Here is a 23,177-nt window from a genome sequence, read left to right as displayed (position 1 = left end):
ACAACTGTCGATGTATCGACAACCATCGATGTCAACACTTCTGACGGAAGGACTGCGCAATGAGCGACGATCCGAAGCTGCGCGAGCAGGTGCGTGCCCGCTACGCCAGAGCGGCCACAGCCGCAGCCGCCGGGGCCGCCAACTCGGAGCTGCTCGCCGATGAAGCGTCGGGCAACGGCTGCTGTCCCGCCGAGGACAATCGCTTCGGTTCAGCCCTCTATGACCCGAGTGCGACGGACTCCCTGCCGATCGAGGCCCTCGAGGCCAGCCTGGGCTGCGGGAATCCGACGGCGGTGGCCGACCTCCGCGACGGCGAACGCGTGCTCGACCTGGGATCCGGTGCCGGCATCGACGTTCTCCTCTCCGCCCGCCGGGTCGGTGCCACCGGTTTCGCTTACGGAGTGGACATGACCGATGAGATGCTCGAGCTGGCCGAGGCGAACCGAGAGAAGGCCGGAGCCGACAACGTCGAATTCCTCAAGGGCACGATCGAGGACGTCCCCCTGCCCGATGAGAGCGTCGATGTCGTCATCTCCAACTGCGTCATCAACCTCTCCGCCGACAAGACTGCGGTGCTCGCTGAGATGTTCCGCGTGCTCGCCCCGGGCGGACGCATCGGCATCTCGGACGTCGTCGCCGACGACAGCGTCACCCCCGCAGAACGGAAGGAGCGCGGTTCGTTCGTCGGCTGCATCGCCGGGGCGCTGTCCCAAGCGGAGTATCTGGAGGGGCTTGGCAGCGCAGGCTTCACCGATGCCGAGGTGGAGTTCACGCACGAGGTGGCCCCGGGAATGCACGCCGCGATCGTTCGCGCTGCCAAGCCGATGCCCTGACGACTGACCGAGAAGCGCCCGTTGCCCGCCCGCTGATCTCCGCTGGTCGGACGTGCCGTCTCCCATGGAGAGAGCTGTCATCTGGTGTTCCTCGACGTTCTGTAGAATCGCGGCATGACCTCGTCGCAGCTTCCCGACAGCCCGTCCTCCGGCCTCATCGACACGGCTTTCGTCCTCCGCTACGAGCCCCTGTACGAACTCACCGAGCTCGAGGCTGAGATCTTCGATTCGATCGCTCCGAAGGTCGTGCGCCGCGAGGGCTACAAGCGCAAGAACTTCCTCAAGGTCGTCGAGTGGAAGGCCGTCGCGGTGCTGCCGATGGCCGAGAAGCTCTCCGGCGACGACATCGACTACGTCACCGCCGTCGCCCTCGACGAGGACACCCCGAACCATCTGCGCCTGCCCTTCCTCAAGGTCCTCCCGGGAGTCGGCAACCCTCTGGCCAGCGCCCTGCTCACCGTCTTCGATCCGAAGAAGTACGCGATCCTCGACGCCCGTGCCGTCGGCGTCCTCCACGACCATGGCCTGCTCGAATCCGCCAACCCGTCGCATGTCGACTACACCTCCTACCGGAAGCTCGTGAAGTCCCTGGCCAAGGGCGCGAACTGCGCTCCCCTCGACCTCTACCGCGCCCTCGTCGCGTACTCCCGCCAGCCGCAGGGCTGAGCGTCGCCGACGTCCGGCAGCCTCAGAGCGCGCCGGCCGCCGCCAGCGCCGGCACCACCCGATCCCGGGTGAGCGGGGCGAACTGGCGCTCGACGGTGTCGGCGGGCATCGGATCGCACGGGAACCATCCGGCCGCGGCGATCTCGGCCTGATGCCTGATGTCGGTGAGGTCGAGCCCGGTCGGCACACCGTCGTAGACGAAGACGTCGCCGATGACCCGATGGTCGGCCTCATTGGCGGCCGCCGCGGTGAACTCCCCGAGCGGCGAGAGCCGGGCGGGATCGAGGTCGAGTCCGAGCTCCTCGGCGATCTCCCGGATGATCGTGTCCTCCGGGGTCTCACCGGCCTCCGGTTTGCCTCCGGGCAGCATGAACGACGTCGTCCCGGTCTTGCGGACCATGAGCAGCTCCGGGCGGTCGGGGTGGATGACGACGAGCGCGCTCACGCGGATGTCCCTCATGGTGTCCTTTCGCCGAGGCGGTGGTGTCCGGGTCAGTCAGACCAGTGTCCGGGTCAGTCCGACCAGAGGCCGGAGGCGCCTCGGCGATGGGAGCCGACGAGGTGCGTGTCCACCATACCGACGGCCTCCATGAGCGCATACATCGTGGTCGGACCGACGAAGCGGAACCCCTCGCGCTTGAGCGCCTTCGACAGGGCCGCCGATTCCGGGGAGGTCGTGGGCACCTCGGCGATCGTCTGCGGTGTCGGGGTCTGCGCGGGCCGGAAGCTCCAGATGAACTCGGCGATGCCGCCGGAGTCCCGCAGCGCGATGATCGCCCGGGCGTTGCCGATGCATGCCTCGATCTTCCCGCGATGGCGGATGATGCCGGGATCGGCGAGGAGGGCTGCCACCTCGGCGTCACCGTAGCCGGCGACGGTGTCGACATCGAAGTCGGCGAAGACCTCGCGGAACCGCTCGCGCTTCTTGAGGATCGTCAGCCACGACAGTCCCGCCTGGAAGCCCTCGAGGCTGAGGCGCTCGAAGAGCCCGGACTCATCGCGCACGGGCAGACCCCACTCGGTGTCGTAGTACTCGAGCAGGAGCGGATCCCCATAGGCCCACGGGGTGCGCGCGAGACCGTCCTCACCGACGACCGGACCGCCTGCCATCGTCTCCGCTGCGCTGGACTCCACTGTGCTCGTCTCCTCCCTCACGGTGCCACTGCCTCCTTGAGAGTCTCCCACAGCGCTGCGACGTCGCTGCGCTCCGTCGTCAGGGAGCCGATCGAGATCCGCACCATCCACCGACCGTCGAGCGTCGACGGGGACACGTACGCGCGCCCGGAGTCGTTGACGGCCCGCGCCCACTCCCGGGTGTGCGCGTCGAGGTCCTCCCCGTTCAGGCCCGGCGGCTCATGGCGGATGCACACGGTCTGCAGGGGCACGGGGGCGACGACGGTCCAGTCCGGTTCGGCCTCGACCTGCGCGGCGAACCAGCGGGCGTTCTCGAGGTCGCGGCGCAGGCGGGCGCGGATCGCCTCGGCGCCTTCGATGCGGAGCATGAACCACAGTTTGAGCGCCCGGAACCGGCGTCCCAAGGGCACACCCCAGTCGCGGAGGTTCGTCACCTCGGCGTCCCGATCGGACTGCAGGTACGAGGGGTTCGTCGACATCACCGCCTCGAGATGGGCGGGATCGCGGACGAAGAACAGGGAGCAGTCGAAGGCGACCCCGAACCACTTGTGGACGTTGATGACGAGCGAATCGGCGCGATCGATGCCGTCTGCCATGCCCCGCATCTCCGGGAGGATGAGGGCGGAGCCGGCCATCGCGGCATCGACGTGGAACCACAGTCCGCGCGCGGCGGCGACCTCCCCGATCGCCGCGAGCGGGTCGAGTCCCGTGGTCGTCGTCGTTCCGCACGTCGCGACGACCGCGGCGGGGACGGCACCGGCCGCACGGTCGGCGGCGACCGCCTCGGCGAGGGATTCCGGATCCATCGCGAAGTCCTCGTCGACGTCGACCCAGCGGATCTGGTCCTCCCCGAACCCGGCGAGGAGCACGGCCTTGCGCACCGAGGAGTGCGCGTACGGGCTGAGGTAGACCGTCAGCGGAGCGCTCGCCTGGGTGAGCCCGGGTCCCATCATCGCGAAGTCCGAGGCGCGCTCCCTGGCCTCGAGCATCGCGAGCAGCGTCGCCGTCGAGGCCGTGTCCTGGATGACCCCGCGGAAGTCCGCGGGCAGCCCGAAGAGGTCGCGGGCCCGCCCGAGGACGACCTGCTCGACCTCCGACAGCGCCGGGGAGGCCTCCCAGGACAGCCCGAGCACTCCGAGCCCCGAACTCGCGATGTCCCCGAGCACCGAGGAGAGCTCGCTGTTGGCGGGGAAGAAGTTGAAGAACCGCGGATGCTGCCAGTGCGTGAGCCCGGGTATGACGATGTCATCGAGGTCCCCGAGCACCGCGGTCGGGTCCTCCCCCTCCTCCGGCGCCGAGGCGGCCAGCTGAGCGGCGATGTCACCGGGGGCGACACTCGCGCGCACAGGCCGCTGCGGCAGGGAGGCGCGGTAGTCGGCGATCCAGTCGATGAGGTCGTGGCCGTGCCGCCGGAACTCCTCGGGCGTCACCGGCGCACCGCCCGGCGACGCGCGCCGGATCCGCGGCCCGAGTCCCGCCGCATCACTCGGTGCCGCCGGCGATGTTCTCCTGCATGTGGAGGAACTCGACGTGGCGCTCGTACTTGTCGAGGACGTCATCGATGAGCTGGTCCTTCGTGTAGCCCATGATGTCGTAGCCCTGACCGGCTCCGCCGTCGAGGTAGACCTCCATCCGGTAGTAGTCCTCGGTGCCGCGCGGGACGCGGCCGCCGAACGACGGCACACTGACCTTGTGCGGCCACACCTGGTAGCGGAACGGGTACTGGCCCTCGCCGTCGACCTCGAGTTCGACGAGGTCGCCGTTGTCGTCGAAGCGCCCCTCGGAGTCGACCCGCCCGCAGCGGGCGGAGATGCCGCGGGAGCGCATCTCCTCGGCGATCTCCTGCATCGTCGGCAGGAGCACGTTCTGCTCGTAGTCGCGGACCTTGCTCCCGCTGGGGAACGCGAGCACCCGGGAGAGCTGCTTCTTCCACGTCTCCGATCCCCGGCCCGACCGGCGGGCGAGCGAGCCCGAGAGGCTCTGCTCGACGCTGTCGACGCGGTTGCCTTCGACGCGCAGGGCTCTGTAGAGGCCGATCATCACGAGGATGATGACGAAGGCGAAGGGCAGACCCATGATGACCGTCGCACTCTGCAGCGCGCCGATCCCGCCGACGATGAGCATCGCCACGGTCAGTGCACCGGTGAGCACGGCCCAGAAGATCCGCAGCCCCGCCCGTCCGTCGTCCTGCGGGGTGGGCAGGAACGAGGAGAGGTTCGCCATGACGAGGGCCGCGGAGTCCGCCGAGGTGACGTAGAAGAGGAGGGCAGTGAGGGTTGCCAGAGCGGCGACGACGGTGAAGGCCGGGTACTGGGCGAGCAGCTCGTAGAAGCCGCCCTCGGGATTGAGCATCGTCTGCTCCCCGAACTCCAGGTTGCCGCTGCGGATGATGTCGAGTGCGGAGTTCCCGTAGATCGAGATCCACATGAAGATGTAGATGAAGGGGATCGTCAGGGTGCCGATGACGAACTGCCGGATCGTGCGGCCCCGCGAGATGCGGGCGAGGAAGAGACCGACGAAGGATGCCCAGGCGATCCACCAGGCCCAGAAGAACAGCGTCCAGTCCGTCATCCACGTGCCGGTGTCCTCGAAGGCGAAGGTCTGGCCCACCATGTTAGGGAAGAGGCGGACGAAGTCGGTGACGTTGAGGACGAACGCGTTGAGAAGGAACTGTGTGTTGCCGGCCACGAGCACCCAGATGCTCAGGGCGATCGCGGCGAAGACGTTGAGCAGGGAGAGGAACTTGATGCCCTTGTCGACGCCGGAGACCGCTGAGAGCGTGGCCACGCCCACGCCGATGACGACGATGGCGACCTGGGACGCCACGGACACGGGCAGGCCGAAGACGACGTTGAGGCCGACGTTGACCATGACGACGCCGATGCCGAGCGACGTGGCCACACCGAAGATCGTGCCGAGAAGGGCTGCGAAGTCGACGGAGTCGCCGAGCGTCCCCTGGACCCGCTTGCCGAAGAGCGGGGCGAGTGCCGAGCGGATCGCCAGCGGCATATTCATCCGGTAGGCGAAGTAGGCGAGCGCGATGCCCATGAGGGCGTAGAGGCCCCAGCCGCTGAGCCCGTAGTGGAACAGCGTCCACACGGTCGCCTCACGGGCGGCGTCGACGGTCTCGGGTTCCGTGCTCGGCGGCTGCAGGTACTGCGTGACGGGTTCGGCCACGGCGAAGAACATGAGGTCGGTGCTGATGCCGGCGGCGAAGAGCATCGACGCCCACGACAGGAGACCGAATTCGGGCTTCGAATGCTCGGGACCGAGCTTCGTCGACCCGTACCGCGAGGCGGCGAGGTAGATGACGAAGACGAGGACGATCGCGACGAGGAGGACGTAGAACCAGCCGAACCAGTCCGAGGTCCACCCGACCACAGCACCGAGGACGGCCTGGGCGTTGACGGGGGCGAGGAACGCCCACAGTGTGATGGCGAGCGTGCCGACGGCCGCCGCGATGAAGACGCGCTTGTTGACCGGCGGCAGGTTCTTCTTCGGCCTGCCCGCCGCGTCCTCGTTGGATTGCTTTGCCTGGAGTGTCATCTCTTCGCTCCCTCGTCCGGCGACCGACCGCCGCGATGTCATGGGCAACTGGGGGTTCATGGGGCAACTAGGGGTACATGGGCAACACGAGATTGGGGATTGGGGGTCTTGGAGAGCCGTGTCCCGGACTCGATGATCACAGGCCGCCGCACTTCCGGCAACCGACGATGGAGGCTACCATATCTGAAATTTGGGTAGCGCACCCCTGAATTCTTTGCAAAATGAGACGCGGACCACAGTCCCGTGGCCCCGCAGAGGGCCTGTGGTCCGCTGACCAGCCCAGGCGCAGCCCGAGCGGACGCTCGGGCCACCGCCTGGACGGATCTCCTCAGAGTGAGACGAGGAGGAGGACCGTCGCCATGACGACTCCCGAGCCGAGGAACGTGATGAACGTGTAGCCGAGGATGTCGCGCATCTTCAGGCCGGCGATCGCGAGCACCGGCAGCGCCCAGAACGGCTGGAGCATGTTCGTCCACTGGTCGCCGTAGGACACCGCCATGATCGCGATCGACGGGTCGACGCCGAGCTGGTTGGCCGCGTCGAGCATGATCGGACCCTGCACGGCGAACTGGCCGCCGCCGGAAGGGACGAAGAAGTTGACGAGGCCCGCCGAGAGCAGCGCGAGGACGCCGAAGGAGACGGGGTTGGCGATCGAGACGAACGCATCGGAGAACACTGCGATGAGTCCGGTGCCGGACATGATGCCGAGGATGCCGGCGTAGAGCGGGAACTGGAGGAGGATCTCCCCGACGTTCGATGCCGCGTCCTTGGTCAGGGCGATGAGTTCGAACGGGTTCCGCACGAGGAGGAAGATGAGGGCGAGGAAGGACCAGTTGACGATGTCGAGGGTCAGTCCCCCGCCCTGGGCGAAGTGGATGATGAGGTAGGCGACGAGGGCGAGGCCGATGACGAGGGTGAGGATGCGGGAGGCGTCGATGCGGTCAGCGGGTGTGACGATCTCCTCGACGAGGGGGCCGCGCTCCCCCGAGGACATCGATTCGGGCATCTCGTAGACCGTGGCGCCCTGCTTCGGGGCGATGAGGTAGAAGAGGATGCTGCAGACGACGATGACGCCGAGGATGGCGAGCAGGTTCCAGGTCGAGAAGATCGTCTCGCTCACGGGCACGATCTCACCGCCGAGGGAGTCGGCGAGGAACGAGTCCGGGGTCGCGGCGGTCAGCGGACCCGACCCCGAGTAGCCCATGTGCCAGACGACCATTCCGGAGTAGCCGGCGGCGACGAGGAGCGGGAAATGGACCTTGATGCCGCGCCGGCGCGCCTGGACGGCGACCTCCCTGGCCAGAAGCGCACCGACGACGAGGCCGAGTCCCCACGTGATGAGGCTCGCGACGGCGGCGACGAGGAAGACGAAGACGTAGGCGAATGCCGGGGATCCCGGCACCTGTGCGAGCCGGGAGAGCAGCGCCTGGACGGGGCCGGTGTTGGCGAGGATGTGGCCGAGGAGCAGGATGAGGCACATCTGCGTCATGAACTCGAGCAGCCCGGAGAGGCCGACGCCCCAACTCGTGACGACCTCGACCGGGCTCGCCCCGGTGAGGATGAAGGCGAGGACGGCGACGATGAGGGTGAGCACGATCGCGAAGGTCAGGGCCGAGGGGATCCACTGCTCGAGGACCCGGTTGATCGGTCGCATCACCCCTTTCGAGGCCGCGACGTTCTTGTGGGCAGACGGCGTCGGTGCCGACATGAGGACCTCCTGCTGGGAAAGTGCTGTGTATCACTTCAGGATACAGTGAGCACCGTCACCGCCAGCAGGGACTCGCACACGGCGAAGGCGCCGTCCGCGGATGCGGACGACGCCTTCTGCGCCGGGTCGGACTCAGCTGCGGCGGGCGCTCAGGCCCTCCCGCCGTGATGAGCCCTCAGCCCTCACTTGTCGCTCTTGAACACGAGCTGCTTGTTGACGAACTCGTCCATCGCCAGCGGGCCGAGCTCACGCCCGACGCCGGAGCGCTTGACGCCGCCGAAGGGCAGGTACTCGCGTGAGCCCTCGGGCGCATTGATGAAGACCATGCCCGAGTCGATCTGCGCGCCGACGCGCTCGGCGCGCTCGACGTCGCCGGAGAACACGGCGGCCCCGAGGCCGAAGGGGGTGTCGTTGGCGAGTTCGACGGCCTCGTCCTCACTGCTCACCTTGTAGACGATGACGGCGGGGCCGAAGAGCTCCTCGTAGTAGCCGCGCATGCCCTTCTCGACGTCGGCGAGGACGACGGGTTCGACGTAGGCGCCTCCGCCCTCGTACTTCTTCCCGCCGGCGAGCAGGGTCGCACCCTGGCTCACGGTGTCCTGCACCTGTTCGACGAAGCGGTCGGCGGCGGCGACCGAGGACAGCGGGGACAGGCGCGAGCCCTCCTCACCGGGCACCTCGGGAGTGGCCTTCTTCGCGGCGGCGGTGATCGATTCGAGGAACTCGTCGTAGACGTCGTCCATGACGATCATCCGCTTGGGCGAGTTGCAGGCCTGGCCGGTGTTGCCCATCCGGGTGTTGAAGAACGTCTTCGCGCTCTTCGCGACATCCTCGGTGTCGAGGAGGATGTACGGGTCGGAGCCGCCGAGTTCGAGGACGACCTTCTTGAGGTTCTTGCCCGCCTCCGCGGCGACGGCGGCTCCGGCGCGTTCGGAACCGGTCAGGGACACGCCCTGGTTGCGGGGGTCGGGGAGGATGAGGTCGGCGACCTGCTCGTTGCTCGCGTAGATGTTGATGTACGCGCCCTCGGGCAGACCCGCCTCGGCGAAGATCTCCTCCATGATCGCCGCCGACCGCGGGCACTGCGGGGCATGCTTGAGCAGGATCGTGTTGCCGAGCGCGAGGTTCGGGGCGGCGAAGCGGGCGACCTGGTAGTACGGGAAGTTCCACGGCATGATGCCGAGCAGCGAGCCGACGGGCTTGCGGCGGATCCACGCGGTGCCGTCCTCGGGACCGCGCAGCGGCTCATCGGCGAGGAACGCCTCGGCGTTGTCGGCGAAGTAGCGGTAGATCGCCGAGCTCAGCGCGACCTCGCCCTTGCCCTCGGGCACGGACTTGCCCATCTCGAGCCGGATGACCTCGGCGAGCTCTTCGGCGCGTGCGGCGTAGATCTCCGCGACCCGCGTGAGCAGGGCCGCGCGTTCGGCGACCGGGGTCTGGCTCCACTCGGTGAACGTCGTCGCCGACCGGTCGATGGCGGCCATGATCTCCGCGTCCGTGGCCGTCGGGAACTCCTCGACGACGTCTCCGGTGGCGGGGTTGGTGACGCGATACAGGGTGGACATGATGGACCTCTTCTCTGCTTCGATGCCGGGAATCGTCGGTGACCGCAGGCCCTCGCCGAGGTGGTCACCGCGTGTACGTCCCACGCTATGGCCGATCCGGGTCCGCGGCAATTCCCCTTCCCACCGAATTCCCTGGATGCTTGCTCGTGCCGGCATGCTCGCCTCGCTCGCCCGCGGATGCCCGGGGATCGATGCCTCGACCCCCGGGCACCGGCGGCGAATGCTAAGTTGGCGCTATGACCTCAGTCACAGATCTCGTCAAGCGCTACTACACGACCGTCGACGCCGGGGATCCCGTGGCCACCGCCGCGCTCTTCGCCGCCGACGCCACCTACGACCGTCCCGGCTACCCGACGATGGTCGGGCAGCAGATCACGGACTTCTACCTCGGCGAGCGCGTCATCGAATCCGGTGCCCACGAACTCGCCGAGATCCTCGTCGACGGTGAGGCCGCCGCCAGCCGCGGCACCTTCGCCGGTCGCCTCAAGGACGGCTCGGAGACGACGGTGGGCTTCGCCGACTTCTTCCGCTTCGACGCCGAGGGCCTCATCAGCACCCGCACCTCGTACTTCTACGTCGGCGCCGTCTGAGCTGGTCTCAGGGCTGGGCGTGACCGCGCAGCTGATCGTTCTGCGCGTGCCCGCGCGCTACTGCGCCTGCCCGCGCGCTCTGAGCACGGCGCGCTGGATCCGGTCGCGCTCGGCGGCCGCTGCCGGGCTCGGCGTCGCCCCATAGGCGTCCTCGACCTGCGCGAACACCGTCTCCATCGCCTCATCGCCGAGGTCGAGGGGCAGGTCGTCGATCGCGGCGAACGCCGGGCCGATGTGGTGCGTGAACCCGCGGATCCCGGCCTCTCCCCCGCCGTGGTGCATGCCCTCGAACTGGCCGACGGCCGCCCACCGCAGGCCCAGTGAGTTCCGCATCACCGCATCGAGGTCGGCGGCGGTGACGACCCCGTTCTCGACGAGCGCGATCGCCTCCTTGAGCAGCGCGTTCTGCAGGCGGTTGCCGACGAATCCGCGGACCTCGCGGGCGAGGACGACGGGTTCGCGTCCGCAGCTGCGGTAGAACTCGACGGCGCGGGTGAGCGTCTCGGAGCTCGTGACCGGGGAGGGGACGACTTCGACGAGCGGCATGAGGTGCGGCGGATTGAAGGGGTGGCCGACGATGACCCGGGCGGCCGCCTCGGCGGGCAGGGCACCGGCGATGTGGGAGGCGGGGATCGTCGACGACGAGGTCGCGAGCACCGCCTCGGCCGGTGCCGCCGCGGCGATCCGGGCGAAGAGCCGGGGCTTCTCGTCCGGGTCCTCGGGGCCGGACTCCTGGACGAATCCCGCCGAGGCGACCGCCTCCTCGAGCGAGTCCGCGAGGTCGACGGTGCCGGTCCGTGCCCGCGCGGCCGTCTCGTCGAGGTCCGAGCCGACGAGGTCGGGGTCGCGCTCCTCCACGGCTGCGGCACGGGCGGCGGCATCGGTGCGAACGTCGGCACGGATGCCTGCGACCACCTCGGCGAGGTCGTCCCGGGGATCGACGACGATGACGTCGTATCCCGAACCGGCGAAGAGACGGGCGAAGGAGCGGCCGATGGTGCCGGCCCCGATGACGGCGACTGTGAACGACATGCACCCAGGCTATACCGGCACGGCAGGGGCCCTTGAGAGCGACGAAAATCTTCGCCCGTGACGGCTCTCACCGGGGCGTTCAGTGGCACAATGACACCATGGCAGCGCACCCCGGACTCAGACCCGTCGACTCCGAGACCCTGGCTGTGGCCGAGGACGAGTTCGCGGCCGCCGCCGAGATGGCGAACGTCGAGGTCCGGGAACTCCACACCGCCGCCGAGGCGGCCGAGGCCTCACTGCTCCTCGACGAGGTGTGGAACGTCGACCAGACCGGCACGAACGTCCTCGAACCCGGGCTCATCGTCGCCTTCGCCCATGCCGGCAACTACGTCTCGGCGGCGTACAGCCGTGACGACCCTGCGGAGATGATCGGGGTGACGATCGGATTCTTCGGCCAGCCGCTCGGCACCGTCATGCACTCCCACATCGCCGGGGTGCGGCACGAGCACATCGGGCACGGCGCGGGATCGGCGATGAAGCTCCACCAGCGGCTGTGGTGTCTGCGGCTGGGGATCACGGAGATGACGTGGACGTTCGATCCGCTCATCGCCCGCAACGCGTACTTCAACTTCCAGCGCCTCGGCGTGAGCATGGTCGAATACCTCGAGGACTTCTACGGGCAGATGCGCGACGGCGTCAACGCCGGTCAGGCCAGCGACCGGATGATGGTGTCGTGGCCGCTCGACCGGCCGGCCCGGGTGCCCGCGGTCTCCGCCGACGCCGCGTTCGCGTGCCTGCGCGCCGACGCGTCGGGTGCCCCGCTCGTCTCCGAGGTGCCGCGGGAGGCCGCCGTCGTCTCCCTCGACTTCCCCTCCGACATCGAGAACCTCCGCCGCCACGACCCCGAGCTCGCGACGCGGTGGCGCCTGGCGCTGCGCGAATCGCTCACCGCCCTCGTCGCCGACGGCTGGGTGCTCGACACGTGCCTCAAGGGCGGCACGTACCTCCTCCACCATCCGTGAGCCGAGGACTGACTGTCCCGGGCCTCGATTCCCCCAGGTTTCGACGCTCCCGGGGCCGACGATCTTGGGGCCGACGCTCCCGAACCCGAGTTCACCTGTCCGTCATGTTCACGCCGTTGACTGGGCCGCGGACGCACGCCGCACACGGCGGTCGGTGCGCGAGTCGATGAACGAGGAGAGCGGATGAGCACAACGGTCACGCGGCACCCGGGCACGGTGGGCGAGGTCTTCCGCGTCTTCCTGCGCCTCGGCCTCACCTCCTTCGGCGGCCCCGTCGCGCACCTCGGCTACTTCCGCGAGACCTTCGTCGCCCGCCGCCGGTGGCTGACCGATACCGCCTACGCCGATGTCGTCGCGCTCTGCCAGTTCCTTCCCGGGCCGGCATCATCGCAGGTCGGCATGGCCATCGGTCTGCAGCGCGCCGGGTTCGGCGGCCTGCTCGCGGCGTGGTTCGCGTTCACCATGCCCTCGGCGATCGTGCTCGTCGCCTTCGCCTACGGATTCGACGCGTTCGGTGATGCGCTCGGCACCGGGTGGCTCGACGGCGTCAAGGCCGCCGCGGTCGCCATCGTCGCCGGCGCCGTCCTCGGGATGGGGAAGTCGCTGGCCCCGGATGCCAAACGCGCGACGATCGCCGGCCTCGCCGCGATCATCGTCCTCCTCATCCCCTCCCCCATCGTGCAGGTGCTGGCGATCATCGTCGGGGCCGGTCTCGGCCTCACCTGGCTGCGACCGGAGGAGGCGAAGATCCGCGCCGAGGCGGCCGCCGCGGCCGCCTCATCCGCGGAGGAGACGTCGGCCTCCGCGGAGGAGACAGACTCCTCGGACGGGACCGAGTCGGACCGGTCAGCGGAGTCGGAGGCGAGCGCGCCGACGGGGTTCCGGGTCTCCGTGTCGAAGAGGGTCGGGGCCGCCGCTCTCCTCGTCTTCGCGGCCCTCCTCGTCCTCCTGCCGATCGCAACGGCCGTCTCCGGAGATCCGACGCTGCGGCTGACCGACATCTTCTACCGCGCCGGTTCGCTCGTCTTCGGCGGTGGGCATGTCGTCCTGCCGCTGCTCGATGCGGAGACGGTGCGGGCCGGCCTCGTCGACAGTGAGACCTTCCTCGCCGGCTACGGTGCGGCGCAGGCGGTGCCCGGACCGCTCTTCACCTTCGCGGCCTTCCTCGGAGCGTCGATGACGACGGACCCGACGGGCCTCCTCGGTGCGACGATCGCGCTGCTCGCGATCTTCCTCCCCGCCGGTCTGCTCACCGTCGGGGCCCTGCCGTTCTGGCAGAGTCTGCACGGCTCGGTCCACGCCCGCCGCGCCCTGCTCGGGGTCAACGCAGCCGTCGTCGGCCTCCTCGGCGCCGCGCTCTTCGACCCGGTGTTCGTCGAGGGCATCACCAGCCCGGCGACGCTGGCGATCGCACTCGCCGCGTTCATCGCCCTGACTCGGTGGAACCTGCCGGCGTGGGCCGTCGTCCTCATCGCCGCGGCGATCGGCGCGATCGCGCTCTGAGCGCACTCGCCCCCGATCGGCTGGGATCGGGGGCGGGGTTCGGGCCTCAGCCCTGGGAGAGCGCGAGGGAGAATTCGACGACGCCGGCATCCTCGACGGAGACGAAGCCGAGGTTCGGCGGTTCCACTCCGTAGTCCTGCCAGGTCACGTCGATCGCCCCGACGACGGAGAGGCCGGTGTCGGCGCGGGTCGCTGTCGTCTGCGCCGTCGCGTCCTGGGTCTGCCCGTTGATCTCGAGGGTGCCCGGGATGTCGATCTCGGCGCTGCCGGAGTCGCTCAGCGCTGTGAGGTCGACCGGTCCGGTCGCGGTGAACGTCGCCTCCGGGTTCGCGTTCGTGTCGATGGCCTGCCCGGAGAAGTAGTTGTCGCGCCGGGAGCTGTCGGTCGTCACGGTCCGCAGATCGACGCTCACCGTCCCGGCCGTGAGCTCGCTGCCGTCGATCGTGATGTCGCCGGTGACGTCGGGAGTGCGACCGACGACGGTGACGTCCTCGCCGTTGAGGACCTCGTCGACCCGGTATCCGGCCTCCGATCCCTCCCCGATCGTCCACTGTCCGGCGATGCTCCCTGCCGCACCGTCGGTGCCTCCTGAGCCTGAGGCGATGTCCTCGTTGGCGAACTCCGTGGGAGCCGCGGTGTTCTGTGATGAGGTGTAGAGCTTCGTGCCGACCAGCGCTCCTGCGACGAGCACAGCGATGGCGATGAGAGCGATGATCCACACGAGCGGGCGGGAGTAGAAGGGCCGGCGAGCTGCAGTTGAGTTCGTCATACTGTCACCGTACAAACTTCAACTACTGCTCAACCAGGCCCTTCACCTGCAGAGGGACTGGACAGTCCCTGGGAGCGGATCAGGCCTCGGCGTCCTCCCAGGTCTTGCGCAGGAGCTTCTTGTCGAGCTTGCCCACCGAGGTGCGCGGCAGTTCGTCGGTGACGATGATCTCATCGGGCAGCTGCCACTTCGCGAACCGGTCGCCGAGGACCTCGACGATCGTCTCCCGGGTGACCTCGGCGCCGTCTTCGGCGACGACGTAGGCGACGGGCCGCTCCTGCCACTTCTCGTCGGGGACGCCGATGACGGCGGCTTCCTTGACGCTCGGGCTGTCGAGGATCGCGTTCTCCATGTCGATCGAGGAGATCCACTCGCCGCCGGACTTGATGACGTCCTTGAGTCGGTCGGTGAGCTTGAGGTAGCCGTTGGGGAAGATGACCCCGACGTCGCCCGAGCGCCACCAGCCGTCGAGGAAGCGCTCGGAGTTGTCCGGCAGCTGGAAGTAGGACTCGGTGATCCACGGGCCGCGCATGAGGACCTCACCCATCGACTTGCCGTCGCGGGGCAGCTCCTCACCGGTGGGGTCGACGACCTTGACCTCGACGCCGATGACCGGCAGACCCTGGTAGCGCTTGAAGTCCCAACGCTCCTCCTCGTCCATGTCGAGTCCGGGTTTGATGTGCCAGTTCGTCGTCGCCAGCGGCGTCGTCTCCGTCGCCCCGTAGCCGTGGATGACATCGGCCCCGGTGATCTCCTTGAACCCGCGCATCATCGACAGCGGCGGCTCGGAGGAGCCGGAGACGAGGCGCACACCGCTGAGATCAGGCGGCTGCGGCATGTCCTTCATCATCGCGAGCATCGGCGCGAAGATCGCCGGTGCGCCGTTGGCGAGCGTGACCTTCTCGGCGATGAACGCCTTGGCGATCGCCCCGAATTCCTCGGCGGCGAATTTGCCGGGCAGGACGAGCTTGGCCCCGGCGGCGACGGCGTTCTGTGGGAATCCCCAGGACAGGACGTGGAACATCGGGGTGATCGGCATGATCGTGTCGTCGAACGAAGCGCCCAGCGCGGCGAGGCCGCCCATCGTGTGGAGGTAGATCGACCGGTGCGAGTAGTAGACGCCCTTGGGCCTGCCCGTGGTGCCGGTCGTGTAGCCGGCGTAGGCGGCGGTCTTCTCATCGACGACGGGCCAGTCGTAGGTGTCGGGCTTGTCCTTGATGAGGTCCTCGTAGAAGACGACGTTCTCCAGCGTCGTCTCGATCTCGCCGGCGGGCCTGTCGGTCATGACGACCCACCCCTTGACGTCGAGCTTCGGGGCGAGCGCCTCGGCGACAGGCAGGAGGGATTCGTCGACGAAGATCCAGTCGGACTTCGAGTGGCTGACGACGTAGGCGAGGTCTTCGGGGGCGAGCCGGAGGTTGAGCTGGAGCATCGTGGCCGCGAGTCCGGGGACGGCGAAGTAGAGCTCGAAGTGGCGGCGGGAGTTCCAGTCGAGGACGCCGACCATCGAACCGGCGCCGACGCCGAGTTCGGTGAGGCCGTGGGCGAGCTGCGCCATCCGCTTGAACTCGTCGGCGTAGTTCGATCGTCCCCACGATCCGTCCGAGTTGCGGTAGACGACTTCCTGTTCGCCGAAGACCGTGGCCGCGTGCCTGATCATCGACGTGGTGTTGAGCTGGTAGCTGTCGCCGAGGGTCGACGGGATGCCAGTGAGCATGAGACTCCTTTGTTCGTTCACTCGTGGTGGGGCTTGTGGTGCGGGTGCGCTCGCCGAGGCGGTGGGCGGGTGCCGCGGCGAGTCGGCGTCACCGGCCGACGAAGCGGGGGACGCGTTTCTCGATGAAGGCCGACACCCCCTCGGCGAAGTCGCGGGTGCCGCGCAGGTAGGTCTGGTCGGCCGATTCCCGGCTGAAGGCGTCGTCGAGGGAGGTCAGGCTCGCTTCGTTGATCGCCGACTTCGAGCGGGAGAAGGCCAGCGGTGCGCCCTGGGCCCAGGCGGTGCCGAGTGCGCGGGCGCGGGTGAGCTGCTCTCCGGCGGGCACGACCTCGCTCGCCAGTCCCCAGTTGAGGGCCTCCGGTGCCCACACCTTCTCTGCCGTCAGCGCCATCTTCATCGCGCGGTGGCGACCCGCCGAGGCGGCGACGAGGGCGGTGGCCCCGCCGTCGGGCATGAGGCCGATCTTCGCGAAGGCGAGCATGAGGTAGGAGTCCTCGCTCATCACGACGTAGTCGCAGGCCAGCGCCAGCGAGCAGCCGATCCCGGCGGCCGGCCCGGACACCGCGGCGATGGTGGGGACGGGAACGTCGATGAGTGCGCGGATGATCGCGTTGGCCTCGTCGAGGTCGAGGGTGACGTCGTCGTTGCCGCTCTGGAGGTCAGCACCTGAGCTGAAGGATCGGTCGCTGCCGGTGAGGATGATGACGCGGGCATCGGCTGCCGCCTCGGCGATGGCAGCCCCGAGGCTGCGGAACGCTTCGGCATTGAGCGCGTTGAGGGTGTCGGGGCGGTTGATCGCGATGGTCGCGACACCGTCACGGTGATCGACGAGGACACTTGAGCTCAAGACGGCTCCTTCGCTGACGGAGATGGGTTTCCCTGCGCCAAGCTTAACGCACGTTAAGTTGTCGTGGGTCACACTTCTGCAACGCGAGGCGGAAATCTCAGGTCACGGTGGCGCGGGTTCGACTCACGCGGGCGTCGCGGCCGCTCACGCACCCTCTCCGGTCTCCCCCGTGGCCGCGGTGATCGCGGCGTCGAGGTCGGCCCAGAGGTCGTCGACGTGTTCGATGCCGACGCTCAGCCGCAGCAGGCCCTCGGGTACCGAGGCTGGCTCCGAGGCATGGCGGCGCCGGCGTTCGATGAGGGACTCGACCCCGCCGAGCGAGGTCGCCGGCGTCCACAGTTGGACCGCCTCGGCGATCGCGGTGGCCTGCTCCGCCGTGTCGACGGTGAAGGCGACGATCGCCCCGAAACCGGACATCTGCGCGCTCGCTCGCGCGTGACCGGGATCGTTGGGCAGTCCCGGGTAGCGGACCTCGACGACGCCGGCTCGGCGGCTCAGGCGCTCGGCGAGGGTCTGGGCGTTCGCCTGCGCGCGCTCGAGCCTGACTGAGAGCGTGCGCATCCCGCGCAGCGCCAGCCACACCTCGAAGGGCCCGGCGATCGCCCCGCGCATCGACCGCTCGGTCAGCAGCAGCTCCCGGAGTGCCGGGTCGCCGGTGATCACGGCGCCGAGGACGACGTCGGAGTGTCCGGCGAGGTACTTCGTCACCGAGTGGACGACAATGTCGGCGCCGAGGTCGAGCGGCGTCTGGAGCAGGGGCGTGGCGAAGGTGTTGTCGACGGCGACGCGGATGCCGCGCTCACGTGCGGCGGCGATGAGGGCGGGCATGTCGGCGACCTCGAGCATCGGGTTCGTCGGGGATTCGATCCACAGCAGCGCCGAGGCGGTGCCGGGGTCAGATTTCTCGCCCCCGGCGTTGTCCCCGGCGGCGACGTCCCCGGCGTCGTTCCCGGCAGAGGCATCGTCCGTGACAATGTCGTCGAGAGCGGCGACGACGGCGTCGGTGTCGGCGATGTCGACGCTGACGACGGAGAATCCGGCGCGCGCGGAGAGCTCCTGTGCCGATTGGAGCGATCCCTGGTAGGCGTGCGTGGGCATGACGAGGGTGCCGCCGCGGGGCACGAGGGCGAGCACCGCGGCGATCGCGGCGAGCCCCGATCCGAAGACGAGTGCCGGCAGCGCCGAGTGTTCGAGTTCGCCGAGCGCGGCCTCGAACGGTGTCCAGGCGGGAGTCGCGAACCGTCCGTAGGCGTACGCGGAGTCATTCACCTCGGTGGTGCCGATGAATGTCGAGGACAGTTCGATCGGCGGGTTGACCGAGGCGCCGGTCGCGCGCGGCGGTCGGGCCGCCTCGACGAGGACGGTCTCGGGTGCGAAGGCAGGGGTCGGGCGTGCGGGGTCACGAGTCGTCATGGCCTCAATATAGGCAGAGCGGAGGCCGCGCCGCTTTGACGTCTCGCCCGCGCGGTCAGCCCAAGCCTGTGCGAGCCAGTCCGCCGCGGCTCAGTCCACCGCGGCCGGTCCGGCACGGCTCAGTCGTCTGCGGCACGGCCTGCCCTGCGCGACTGCCTACTGTGCCGCGACCGACTACTGTGCGGCGATCATATGGTCGAGAAGCGCCCGCGCCCCCTGCGACAGCCTGCGCTTCGGCGACCACAGCGCATGGAGGGCCCGGTCGAGGTCGACGTCGTCGGCGACCGGCAGCGGGGCCAGTCGCATCGCCCGGAAGTCGTCGCGCAGGGCGAGATCGGAGAGGACGACGGGTGCGACGCCCGTGGCTGCGGCGACCCTCAACGCCGAGTTCGACCGGTACTCCCCGGCGATCGTCGCCCCGCCGAACTCGGCGAGCGCGGTGTCGATGACCTCCCGCGTTCCCGACCCGACCTCACGGACGAGGAGAGGGATCCCGGCGAGCGCCTCGGCGGTGATCGGCTCCGTCCACGTCTGCCCATAGGACGGGGCGGCGGCGATCATCAGGCGGTCGTGGCCGATGACGGCGGCGGGGAACCCCGGCGGCAGGGACACGGATTCGACAAGGCCGATGTCGCAGCGCTGCGCGCGGACCTCGGCGACGACGGCCGCGGAGTTCTCGACCCCGAGGCCGACGTCGATGCCCGGATGCGCCGAGGTGAAGGTCGCGAGATAGCTCGGCAGGAGGTATTCGGCGACGGTCAGGGACGCGCAGACGCGCACGTTCCCCGCCCGCGCCTCCTGGATGGCGCGGGTGCCGGCGTTGAGGGCACTGTAGGCGTCGATGACCTGCGCGGCCCATTCGGCCACGGCCTGGCCCTCGGCGGTGAGTTCGGTGCCGCGCGGCGAGCGCGTGAGGAGGGGGACTCCGAGTTCGCGTTCGAGGCCGGTGAGGCTGCGGGAGGCGTTGGGCTGGGCGATGCCGACCGCCTCGGCGGCCTGACCGATCGACTGCGCGCCCCCGCTCAGGGCGACGAGCAGCCCGAGGGCCCGCAGCTCCGGCCACCGCTGCATATCCGACACATCGCGCATACCGCCATCATGGCATATCAATTCGATATGGGTCGACGCGAAATCACCGTCTACCGGACCTCCCGGCCGCGGGGAAGACTGGAGTCCATGAACACAGTCCGCCGACTCCTCCCCGGTCTCGGCCTCGCTGCGGCAGCCGCCGCGATCGCGTGGCCGATCTCGACCCTCGCCCCCGTCATCTCCCCGCTGCTCGTCGCGATCATCCTCGGTGTCATCCTCGGCAACGTCGCCCCGAATCTCCCCGACTCCCTCAAGCCGGGACTCGACTTCGCCGCCAAGCCGCTGTTGCGCCTGGGCATCGTCGCCCTCGGCGCGCAGGTCGTCTTCGGGGACATCCTCGATCTCGGCTGGCCCGTCCTCGTCCTCGCCGCCGTCGTCGTCGCCGTCGGCATCGTCACGAGCGTCGGACTCGCCCGCGCCACCCGCGTCGACGGCGACCTCGCACTCCTCATCGGCTGCGGCTTCGGCATCTGCGGGGCCGCGGCCGTCGCCGGCATCGAATCGACGATGAAGGCGAAGAAGGAGGACGTCGCCGCCGCGATCGGCCTCGTCGTCCTCTTCGGCACCGTGATGATCGCCGCGATCCCCCTGGCCAGCGGCGCCCTCGGCCTGCCTGCGGTGACCGCGGGCATGTGGGCGGGCGCCTCGACCCATGAGGTCGCCCAGGTCGTCGCGATCGGCGGGATCATCGGCCCTGCCGCCCTCGAGGTGGCCGTGCTCGTCAAGCTCGCCCGCGTCATCATGCTCGCCCCGACCGTCGCGGTCCTCGAGCTCGCGATGCGCCGGTCGGAGGCGAAGGTGAGGGCCTCGACCGCCGAGGCGGGCCCCGCGGACGCGGAGAACACTGTCGTTCCCGCGCCGGCCGGCAAGCGCCCGCCGATCGTTCCCCTCTTCGTCCTCGGGTTCCTCGCGATGGCCGCGCTGCGCACCTTCGGGCTCCTCCCCGAGGTCGCCGTCACCGGCCTGGGGTGGCTGCAGACGGTGTGCCTGTCGATGGCGATGTTCGCCCTCGGCCGCGGTGTGCAGTGGCGCGCGCTCAAGAGCCTCGGCGGCGGCCCGATCGCCCTGGCCACGATCACGACGGTCGTCGTCGCCCTCGTCGCCCTCGGCGGTGCGCTCCTCCTGACCTGAGTCGAGGCCGCCTGACTTCCCGACCGGCTGTGCCGATAGTCGGGAAGTTCGCGCGTTCCACCTCGGCGCTCCATCCCTGCGTCCGTACCGGCTGGTAGTCTCACAGCAGATCACCCGATTGCCCACAGAGACTGCTCAGCTACCTCGAGGACGACATGCTTGCTCAGCTCATCGCATTAGGCATCTTCATCGCACTCTTCGCCGTCGGAGCGATCCGCGGCGTCCACATCGGCGTGCTCATGCTCGTCGGCGCCGCCGGCACCGGACTGCTGCTCACGGACATGACCGTCGAGGACATCATCGCCGAGTTCCCGCTCTCGATCATGGTCCTCCTCGCCGGGGTGACGTACTTCTTCGCGATCGCCCAGGAGAACGGCACCGTCGACAAGATCATCGACTGGGCGCTGGAGAAGGTGGGGTCATCGGCGGTGCTCCTGCCCGTCGTCTTCTTCGTCATCACCGCCGGCATCGCGTCGATGGGCGCGCCCCTGGCCGGACTCGTCATGATGCCGGTGGGCATGCAGGTGGCCCGCAAGTACCACGTCGACTACGCGCTCATGGGCCTGGCGATCTGCTTCGCGATCGGCGCCGGCGGATTCGCCCCGACGAGCCTCTACGGCATCGTCACCTACAGCACCGCCGAAGGTGCGGGCATCGGGCTCAACCCGTTCCTCCTCTTCCTCATCGCCGTCGTCGTCTACCTGCTCATGCTCACCGTCGCCTACGTCATGTTCGGCCGTTCCCTCTTCTCCCGGAAGTCCGCGGCCGCCGGAGCCGGCGCGGCCGCGGCCGACTCGGGCACCGCCTCGGCACAGGCGACCGGCACTGCCGCGCGGATCTCCCGCGGTGGGGCCTCGGCGACGAAGGTCGCCTTCGGGGAGGACGACGAGGACGAAGCGCTCTTCGACTCCTCGACCGCCTCGGCGGGCTCCACGACATCGGAGCCGTTCACGGGCGTGCAGATCCTCACGGTCGTGCTCATGGTCGCCCTCATCGGCACCGTCGTCGTCCTCGCAGCCCTCGGTCAGGAGCCGGACATCGGGCTGCTGTGCTTCCTCTTCGGGGCGATCCTCGCACTCGTCGATCCGGCCACCGGCAAGGCGGCGATCCCGAAGATCGACTGGTCGACGGTGCTCCTCGTCGGCGGCATCATCACCTTCGTCGGGGTGCTCCAGACGATGGGCGCCGTCGACCTCCTCGGTGAGGGCGCCGAGGCGATCGGCTCCCCGCTCATCGCCGCGTTCGTCCTCTGCGTCGTCGGCGGTCTCGTCTCGGCGTTCGCGTCGACGACGGGCATCCTCGCCGCCCTCGTCCCCCTCGCCCTGCCGCTCATCGAGGCCGGCGGGGTGCCGGGCTGGGCGCTCATCGCAGCGCTCGGCATCTGCTCGGCGGTCGTCGACGTCTCACCGTTCTCGACCCTCGGGGCCACGGTCGTCGCGACGGCACCGGGTGATCAGAAGCAGCGGCTGACGGCGATCCTCGTCAAGTTCGGCATGTCGATGGTCATCATCGGGCCCATCGTCCTCGTCGGCGGTCTCGTCGTGCCGGCGATGATGTTCTGACCGGCTGAAATTCGCCGGTCGCGGAATTCACCCGTATCAACCGGCGACGATGGTCCCTGCGGTTCACGTCGTGCTTCCGCGACAACGGTGCCGGCAGGCAGTTCGTTTCCCGAGTGGGCGCAGTAGTGGGCACGCGGCACGGCGTCATCGTCGGTTGGCGGCCCGGGTCAGCCTGGCTCCCCACGCAGCCGCGTGGTCGATGGCCTCTTCCGGGGAGTGAACGATGAACGGCACATCGAGCGCGGCGAGCGCGAAGTTGGCCCAATCCAGGTTGCTGACAGAGATGCGAACGATACAGTTCTCGGCATCGATGGGATCGGCCGCACCCCATTCTCCGAGTCGCTCCCGCGCAGCATCGGCGGAGCACTCGGCGCTCGCAGTCACCTCGTACACGGTTCGCGCCGACTCAATGCCCTGGCGGACGTACTCAGCGGCGTCGGCCGTGGGCAACTTCCGCGGCGCGAACGTCTGCCCTGTTCGTTCGGGGTCAGCGGCTCGGTCGATTCGCAAGGTTCGCCAGTCTGAGGCCATAAGGTCGAAGGCAACCAGATAGAGCCGTTGATGCAGCGAGACGACGACGTGCGGTTGGACAGTCCGATGTGTGCGATTCCCGCTGACATCGGTGTAGTCGAGAGCGACGACCTCATGGTCGCGTGCGGCCAGCGCCAACGCAGTCAGGACGCCGGTGTCGACGGCAGCCGCGTGTCCGAACGGGCCTGGCAGAGTAGCGAGATGCTGGAGTGAGTCAATTCGTCGACGGATCTTCGCGGGCAGAACCTGCACGATCTTGGCCAGCGCTGTGACGGCTGCGGACGGGTCTGCCGGGTAAGCGCCGGTAGCGGCGTCCTTCAAGGCCAGGACGACTGTCGCGGCTTCGTCTTCGCCCAGCACCAGGGGCGGAAGAGACCCGCCGGGAGCGAGCTGGTAGCCGCCGCCTGTACCGCGCACTGTGGTGATCGGATAGCCGAGGTCCTGCAGGCTTCGGACGTCGCGGCGCAGCGTGCGAGGACTCACCTCCAGGCGTCGCGCCAGTTCCTCACCACCCCAGTGGCGACGGTTCTGCAGCAGCGCAAGCAGTTCGAGGACCCGAACACTGATCGTGGACATGTC

At 69.0% G+C, this 23,177-nt stretch carries 20 protein-coding genes; 7 read left to right on the top strand and 13 right to left on the bottom strand.

Annotation, left to right across the window (positions count from 1 at the left end; translation table 11 throughout):
* Positions 1-59 precede the first annotated feature (59 nt).
* Together arsM and ABD154_RS01095 are read left to right on the top strand one after the other, a co-directional pair.
* On the top strand, positions 60-833 hold the full coding sequence (gene arsM, locus ABD154_RS01100) for an arsenite methyltransferase (RefSeq protein WP_344249473.1): 774 nt from the start codon (positions 60-62) through the stop codon (positions 831-833).
* A gap of 114 nt (positions 834-947) precedes the next feature.
* Positions 948-1,499 (top strand): hypothetical protein, encoded by a 552-nt coding sequence (locus ABD154_RS01095; RefSeq protein ID WP_344249472.1) that lies wholly within the window; start codon positions 948-950, stop codon positions 1,497-1,499.
* Positions 1,500-1,521: 22 nt separating this feature from the next.
* On the opposite strand, the gene ABD154_RS01090 is transcribed toward ABD154_RS01095, so the two are convergent.
* From ABD154_RS01090 to ABD154_RS01065, 6 genes are all read right to left on the bottom strand, one after another.
* On the bottom strand, positions 1,522-1,959 hold the full coding sequence (locus ABD154_RS01090; RefSeq protein ID WP_344249470.1) for an NUDIX hydrolase: 438 nt from the start codon (positions 1,957-1,959) through the stop codon (positions 1,522-1,524).
* Between the two features lie 53 nt (positions 1,960-2,012).
* Complete coding sequence (locus ABD154_RS01085) at positions 2,013-2,609, bottom strand: DNA-3-methyladenine glycosylase I (protein WP_344249576.1); 597 nt, start codon at positions 2,607-2,609, stop codon at positions 2,013-2,015.
* Between the two features lie 41 nt (positions 2,610-2,650).
* Positions 2,651-4,063 (bottom strand): pyridoxal phosphate-dependent decarboxylase family protein, encoded by a 1,413-nt coding sequence (locus ABD154_RS01080; protein WP_344249468.1) that lies wholly within the window; start codon positions 4,061-4,063, stop codon positions 2,651-2,653.
* 52 nt (positions 4,064-4,115) lie between these two features.
* The gene (betT, locus tag ABD154_RS01075; protein WP_344249466.1) at positions 4,116-6,179 is read right to left on the bottom strand and encodes a choline BCCT transporter BetT; all 2,064 of its coding nucleotides are present in this window, start codon (positions 6,177-6,179) and stop codon (positions 4,116-4,118) included.
* A gap of 328 nt (positions 6,180-6,507) precedes the next feature.
* Positions 6,508-7,887 (bottom strand): short-chain fatty acid transporter, encoded by a 1,380-nt coding sequence (locus tag ABD154_RS01070; protein WP_344249464.1) that lies wholly within the window; start codon positions 7,885-7,887, stop codon positions 6,508-6,510.
* Between the two features lie 182 nt (positions 7,888-8,069).
* Positions 8,070-9,452 carry an NAD-dependent succinate-semialdehyde dehydrogenase gene (locus ABD154_RS01065; RefSeq protein WP_344249462.1) on the bottom strand — a complete coding sequence of 461 codons (1,383 nt, stop codon included), beginning with the start codon at positions 9,450-9,452 and terminating at the stop codon, positions 8,070-8,072.
* Between the two features lie 236 nt (positions 9,453-9,688).
* On the opposite strand from ABD154_RS01065, the gene ABD154_RS01060 reads away from it, so the two are divergent.
* Positions 9,689-10,042 carry a nuclear transport factor 2 family protein gene (locus ABD154_RS01060; RefSeq protein WP_137824361.1) on the top strand — a complete coding sequence of 118 codons (354 nt, stop codon included), beginning with the start codon at positions 9,689-9,691 and terminating at the stop codon, positions 10,040-10,042.
* 57 nt (positions 10,043-10,099) lie between these two features.
* On the opposite strand, the gene ABD154_RS01055 is transcribed toward ABD154_RS01060, so the two are convergent.
* Positions 10,100-11,074 (bottom strand): 3-hydroxyacyl-CoA dehydrogenase NAD-binding domain-containing protein, encoded by a 975-nt coding sequence (locus tag ABD154_RS01055; protein ID WP_344249458.1) that lies wholly within the window; start codon positions 11,072-11,074, stop codon positions 10,100-10,102.
* Between the two features lie 98 nt (positions 11,075-11,172).
* On the opposite strand from ABD154_RS01055, the gene ABD154_RS01050 reads away from it, so the two are divergent.
* Positions 11,173-12,036, top strand: coding sequence for a hypothetical protein (locus tag ABD154_RS01050; RefSeq protein WP_344249457.1), 864 nt, complete (start codon positions 11,173-11,175; stop codon positions 12,034-12,036).
* A gap of 183 nt (positions 12,037-12,219) precedes the next feature.
* Positions 12,220-13,539 carry a chromate transporter gene (locus ABD154_RS01045; RefSeq protein WP_344249455.1) on the top strand — a complete coding sequence of 440 codons (1,320 nt, stop codon included), beginning with the start codon at positions 12,220-12,222 and terminating at the stop codon, positions 13,537-13,539.
* Between the two features lie 46 nt (positions 13,540-13,585).
* Here ABD154_RS01045 and ABD154_RS01040 read toward each other — a convergent pair whose 3' ends face one another.
* The 5 genes from ABD154_RS01040 to ABD154_RS01020 form a co-directional block, all read right to left on the bottom strand.
* Positions 13,586-14,308: a YceI family protein gene (locus ABD154_RS01040; protein ID WP_344249453.1), complete on the bottom strand. Its 723-nt coding sequence runs from the start codon at positions 14,306-14,308 to the stop codon at positions 13,586-13,588.
* Between the two features lie 79 nt (positions 14,309-14,387).
* A complete protein-coding gene (locus tag ABD154_RS01035) occupies positions 14,388-16,025 on the bottom strand; it encodes a long-chain-fatty-acid--CoA ligase (protein WP_344249451.1) in 1,638 nt (545 codons plus the stop codon).
* Between the two features lie 88 nt (positions 16,026-16,113).
* The gene (locus ABD154_RS01030; RefSeq protein WP_344249449.1) at positions 16,114-16,872 is read right to left on the bottom strand and encodes an enoyl-CoA hydratase-related protein; all 759 of its coding nucleotides are present in this window, start codon (positions 16,870-16,872) and stop codon (positions 16,114-16,116) included.
* A 144-nt stretch (positions 16,873-17,016) separates the two neighbouring features.
* Positions 17,017-18,285 carry a trans-sulfuration enzyme family protein gene (locus ABD154_RS01025; RefSeq protein ID WP_344249447.1) on the bottom strand — a complete coding sequence of 423 codons (1,269 nt, stop codon included), beginning with the start codon at positions 18,283-18,285 and terminating at the stop codon, positions 17,017-17,019.
* A gap of 174 nt (positions 18,286-18,459) precedes the next feature.
* Positions 18,460-19,374, bottom strand: a complete 915-nt coding sequence (locus ABD154_RS01020) for a LysR family transcriptional regulator (protein WP_211978836.1) — start codon at positions 19,372-19,374, stop codon at positions 18,460-18,462.
* Between the two features lie 87 nt (positions 19,375-19,461).
* Between ABD154_RS01020 and ABD154_RS01015 the strand changes: the two genes are divergently transcribed.
* Together ABD154_RS01015 and ABD154_RS01010 are read left to right on the top strand one after the other, a co-directional pair.
* A complete protein-coding gene (locus tag ABD154_RS01015; protein ID WP_211978835.1) occupies positions 19,462-20,505 on the top strand; it encodes a YeiH family protein in 1,044 nt (347 codons plus the stop codon).
* Positions 20,506-20,660: 155 nt separating this feature from the next.
* Entirely contained in the window at positions 20,661-22,067 is a 1,407-nt protein-coding gene (locus tag ABD154_RS01010) for an SLC13 family permease (RefSeq protein ID WP_211978834.1), read from the top strand.
* 144 nt (positions 22,068-22,211) lie between these two features.
* Here the strand turns inward: ABD154_RS01010 and ABD154_RS01005 are convergent, their stop codons facing one another.
* Positions 22,212-23,174, bottom strand: a complete 963-nt coding sequence (locus ABD154_RS01005; RefSeq protein WP_211978833.1) for a helix-turn-helix transcriptional regulator — start codon at positions 23,172-23,174, stop codon at positions 22,212-22,214.
* Between the last annotated feature and the right edge of the window lie 3 nt (positions 23,175-23,177).

The sequence above is a fragment of the Brevibacterium sanguinis genome (genome assembly GCF_039528855.1).
GTDB classification, from domain to species: Bacteria; Actinomycetota; Actinomycetes; order Actinomycetales; family Brevibacteriaceae; genus Brevibacterium; species Brevibacterium sanguinis.
This window is presented reverse-complemented; position numbering and strand designations above follow the sequence as displayed.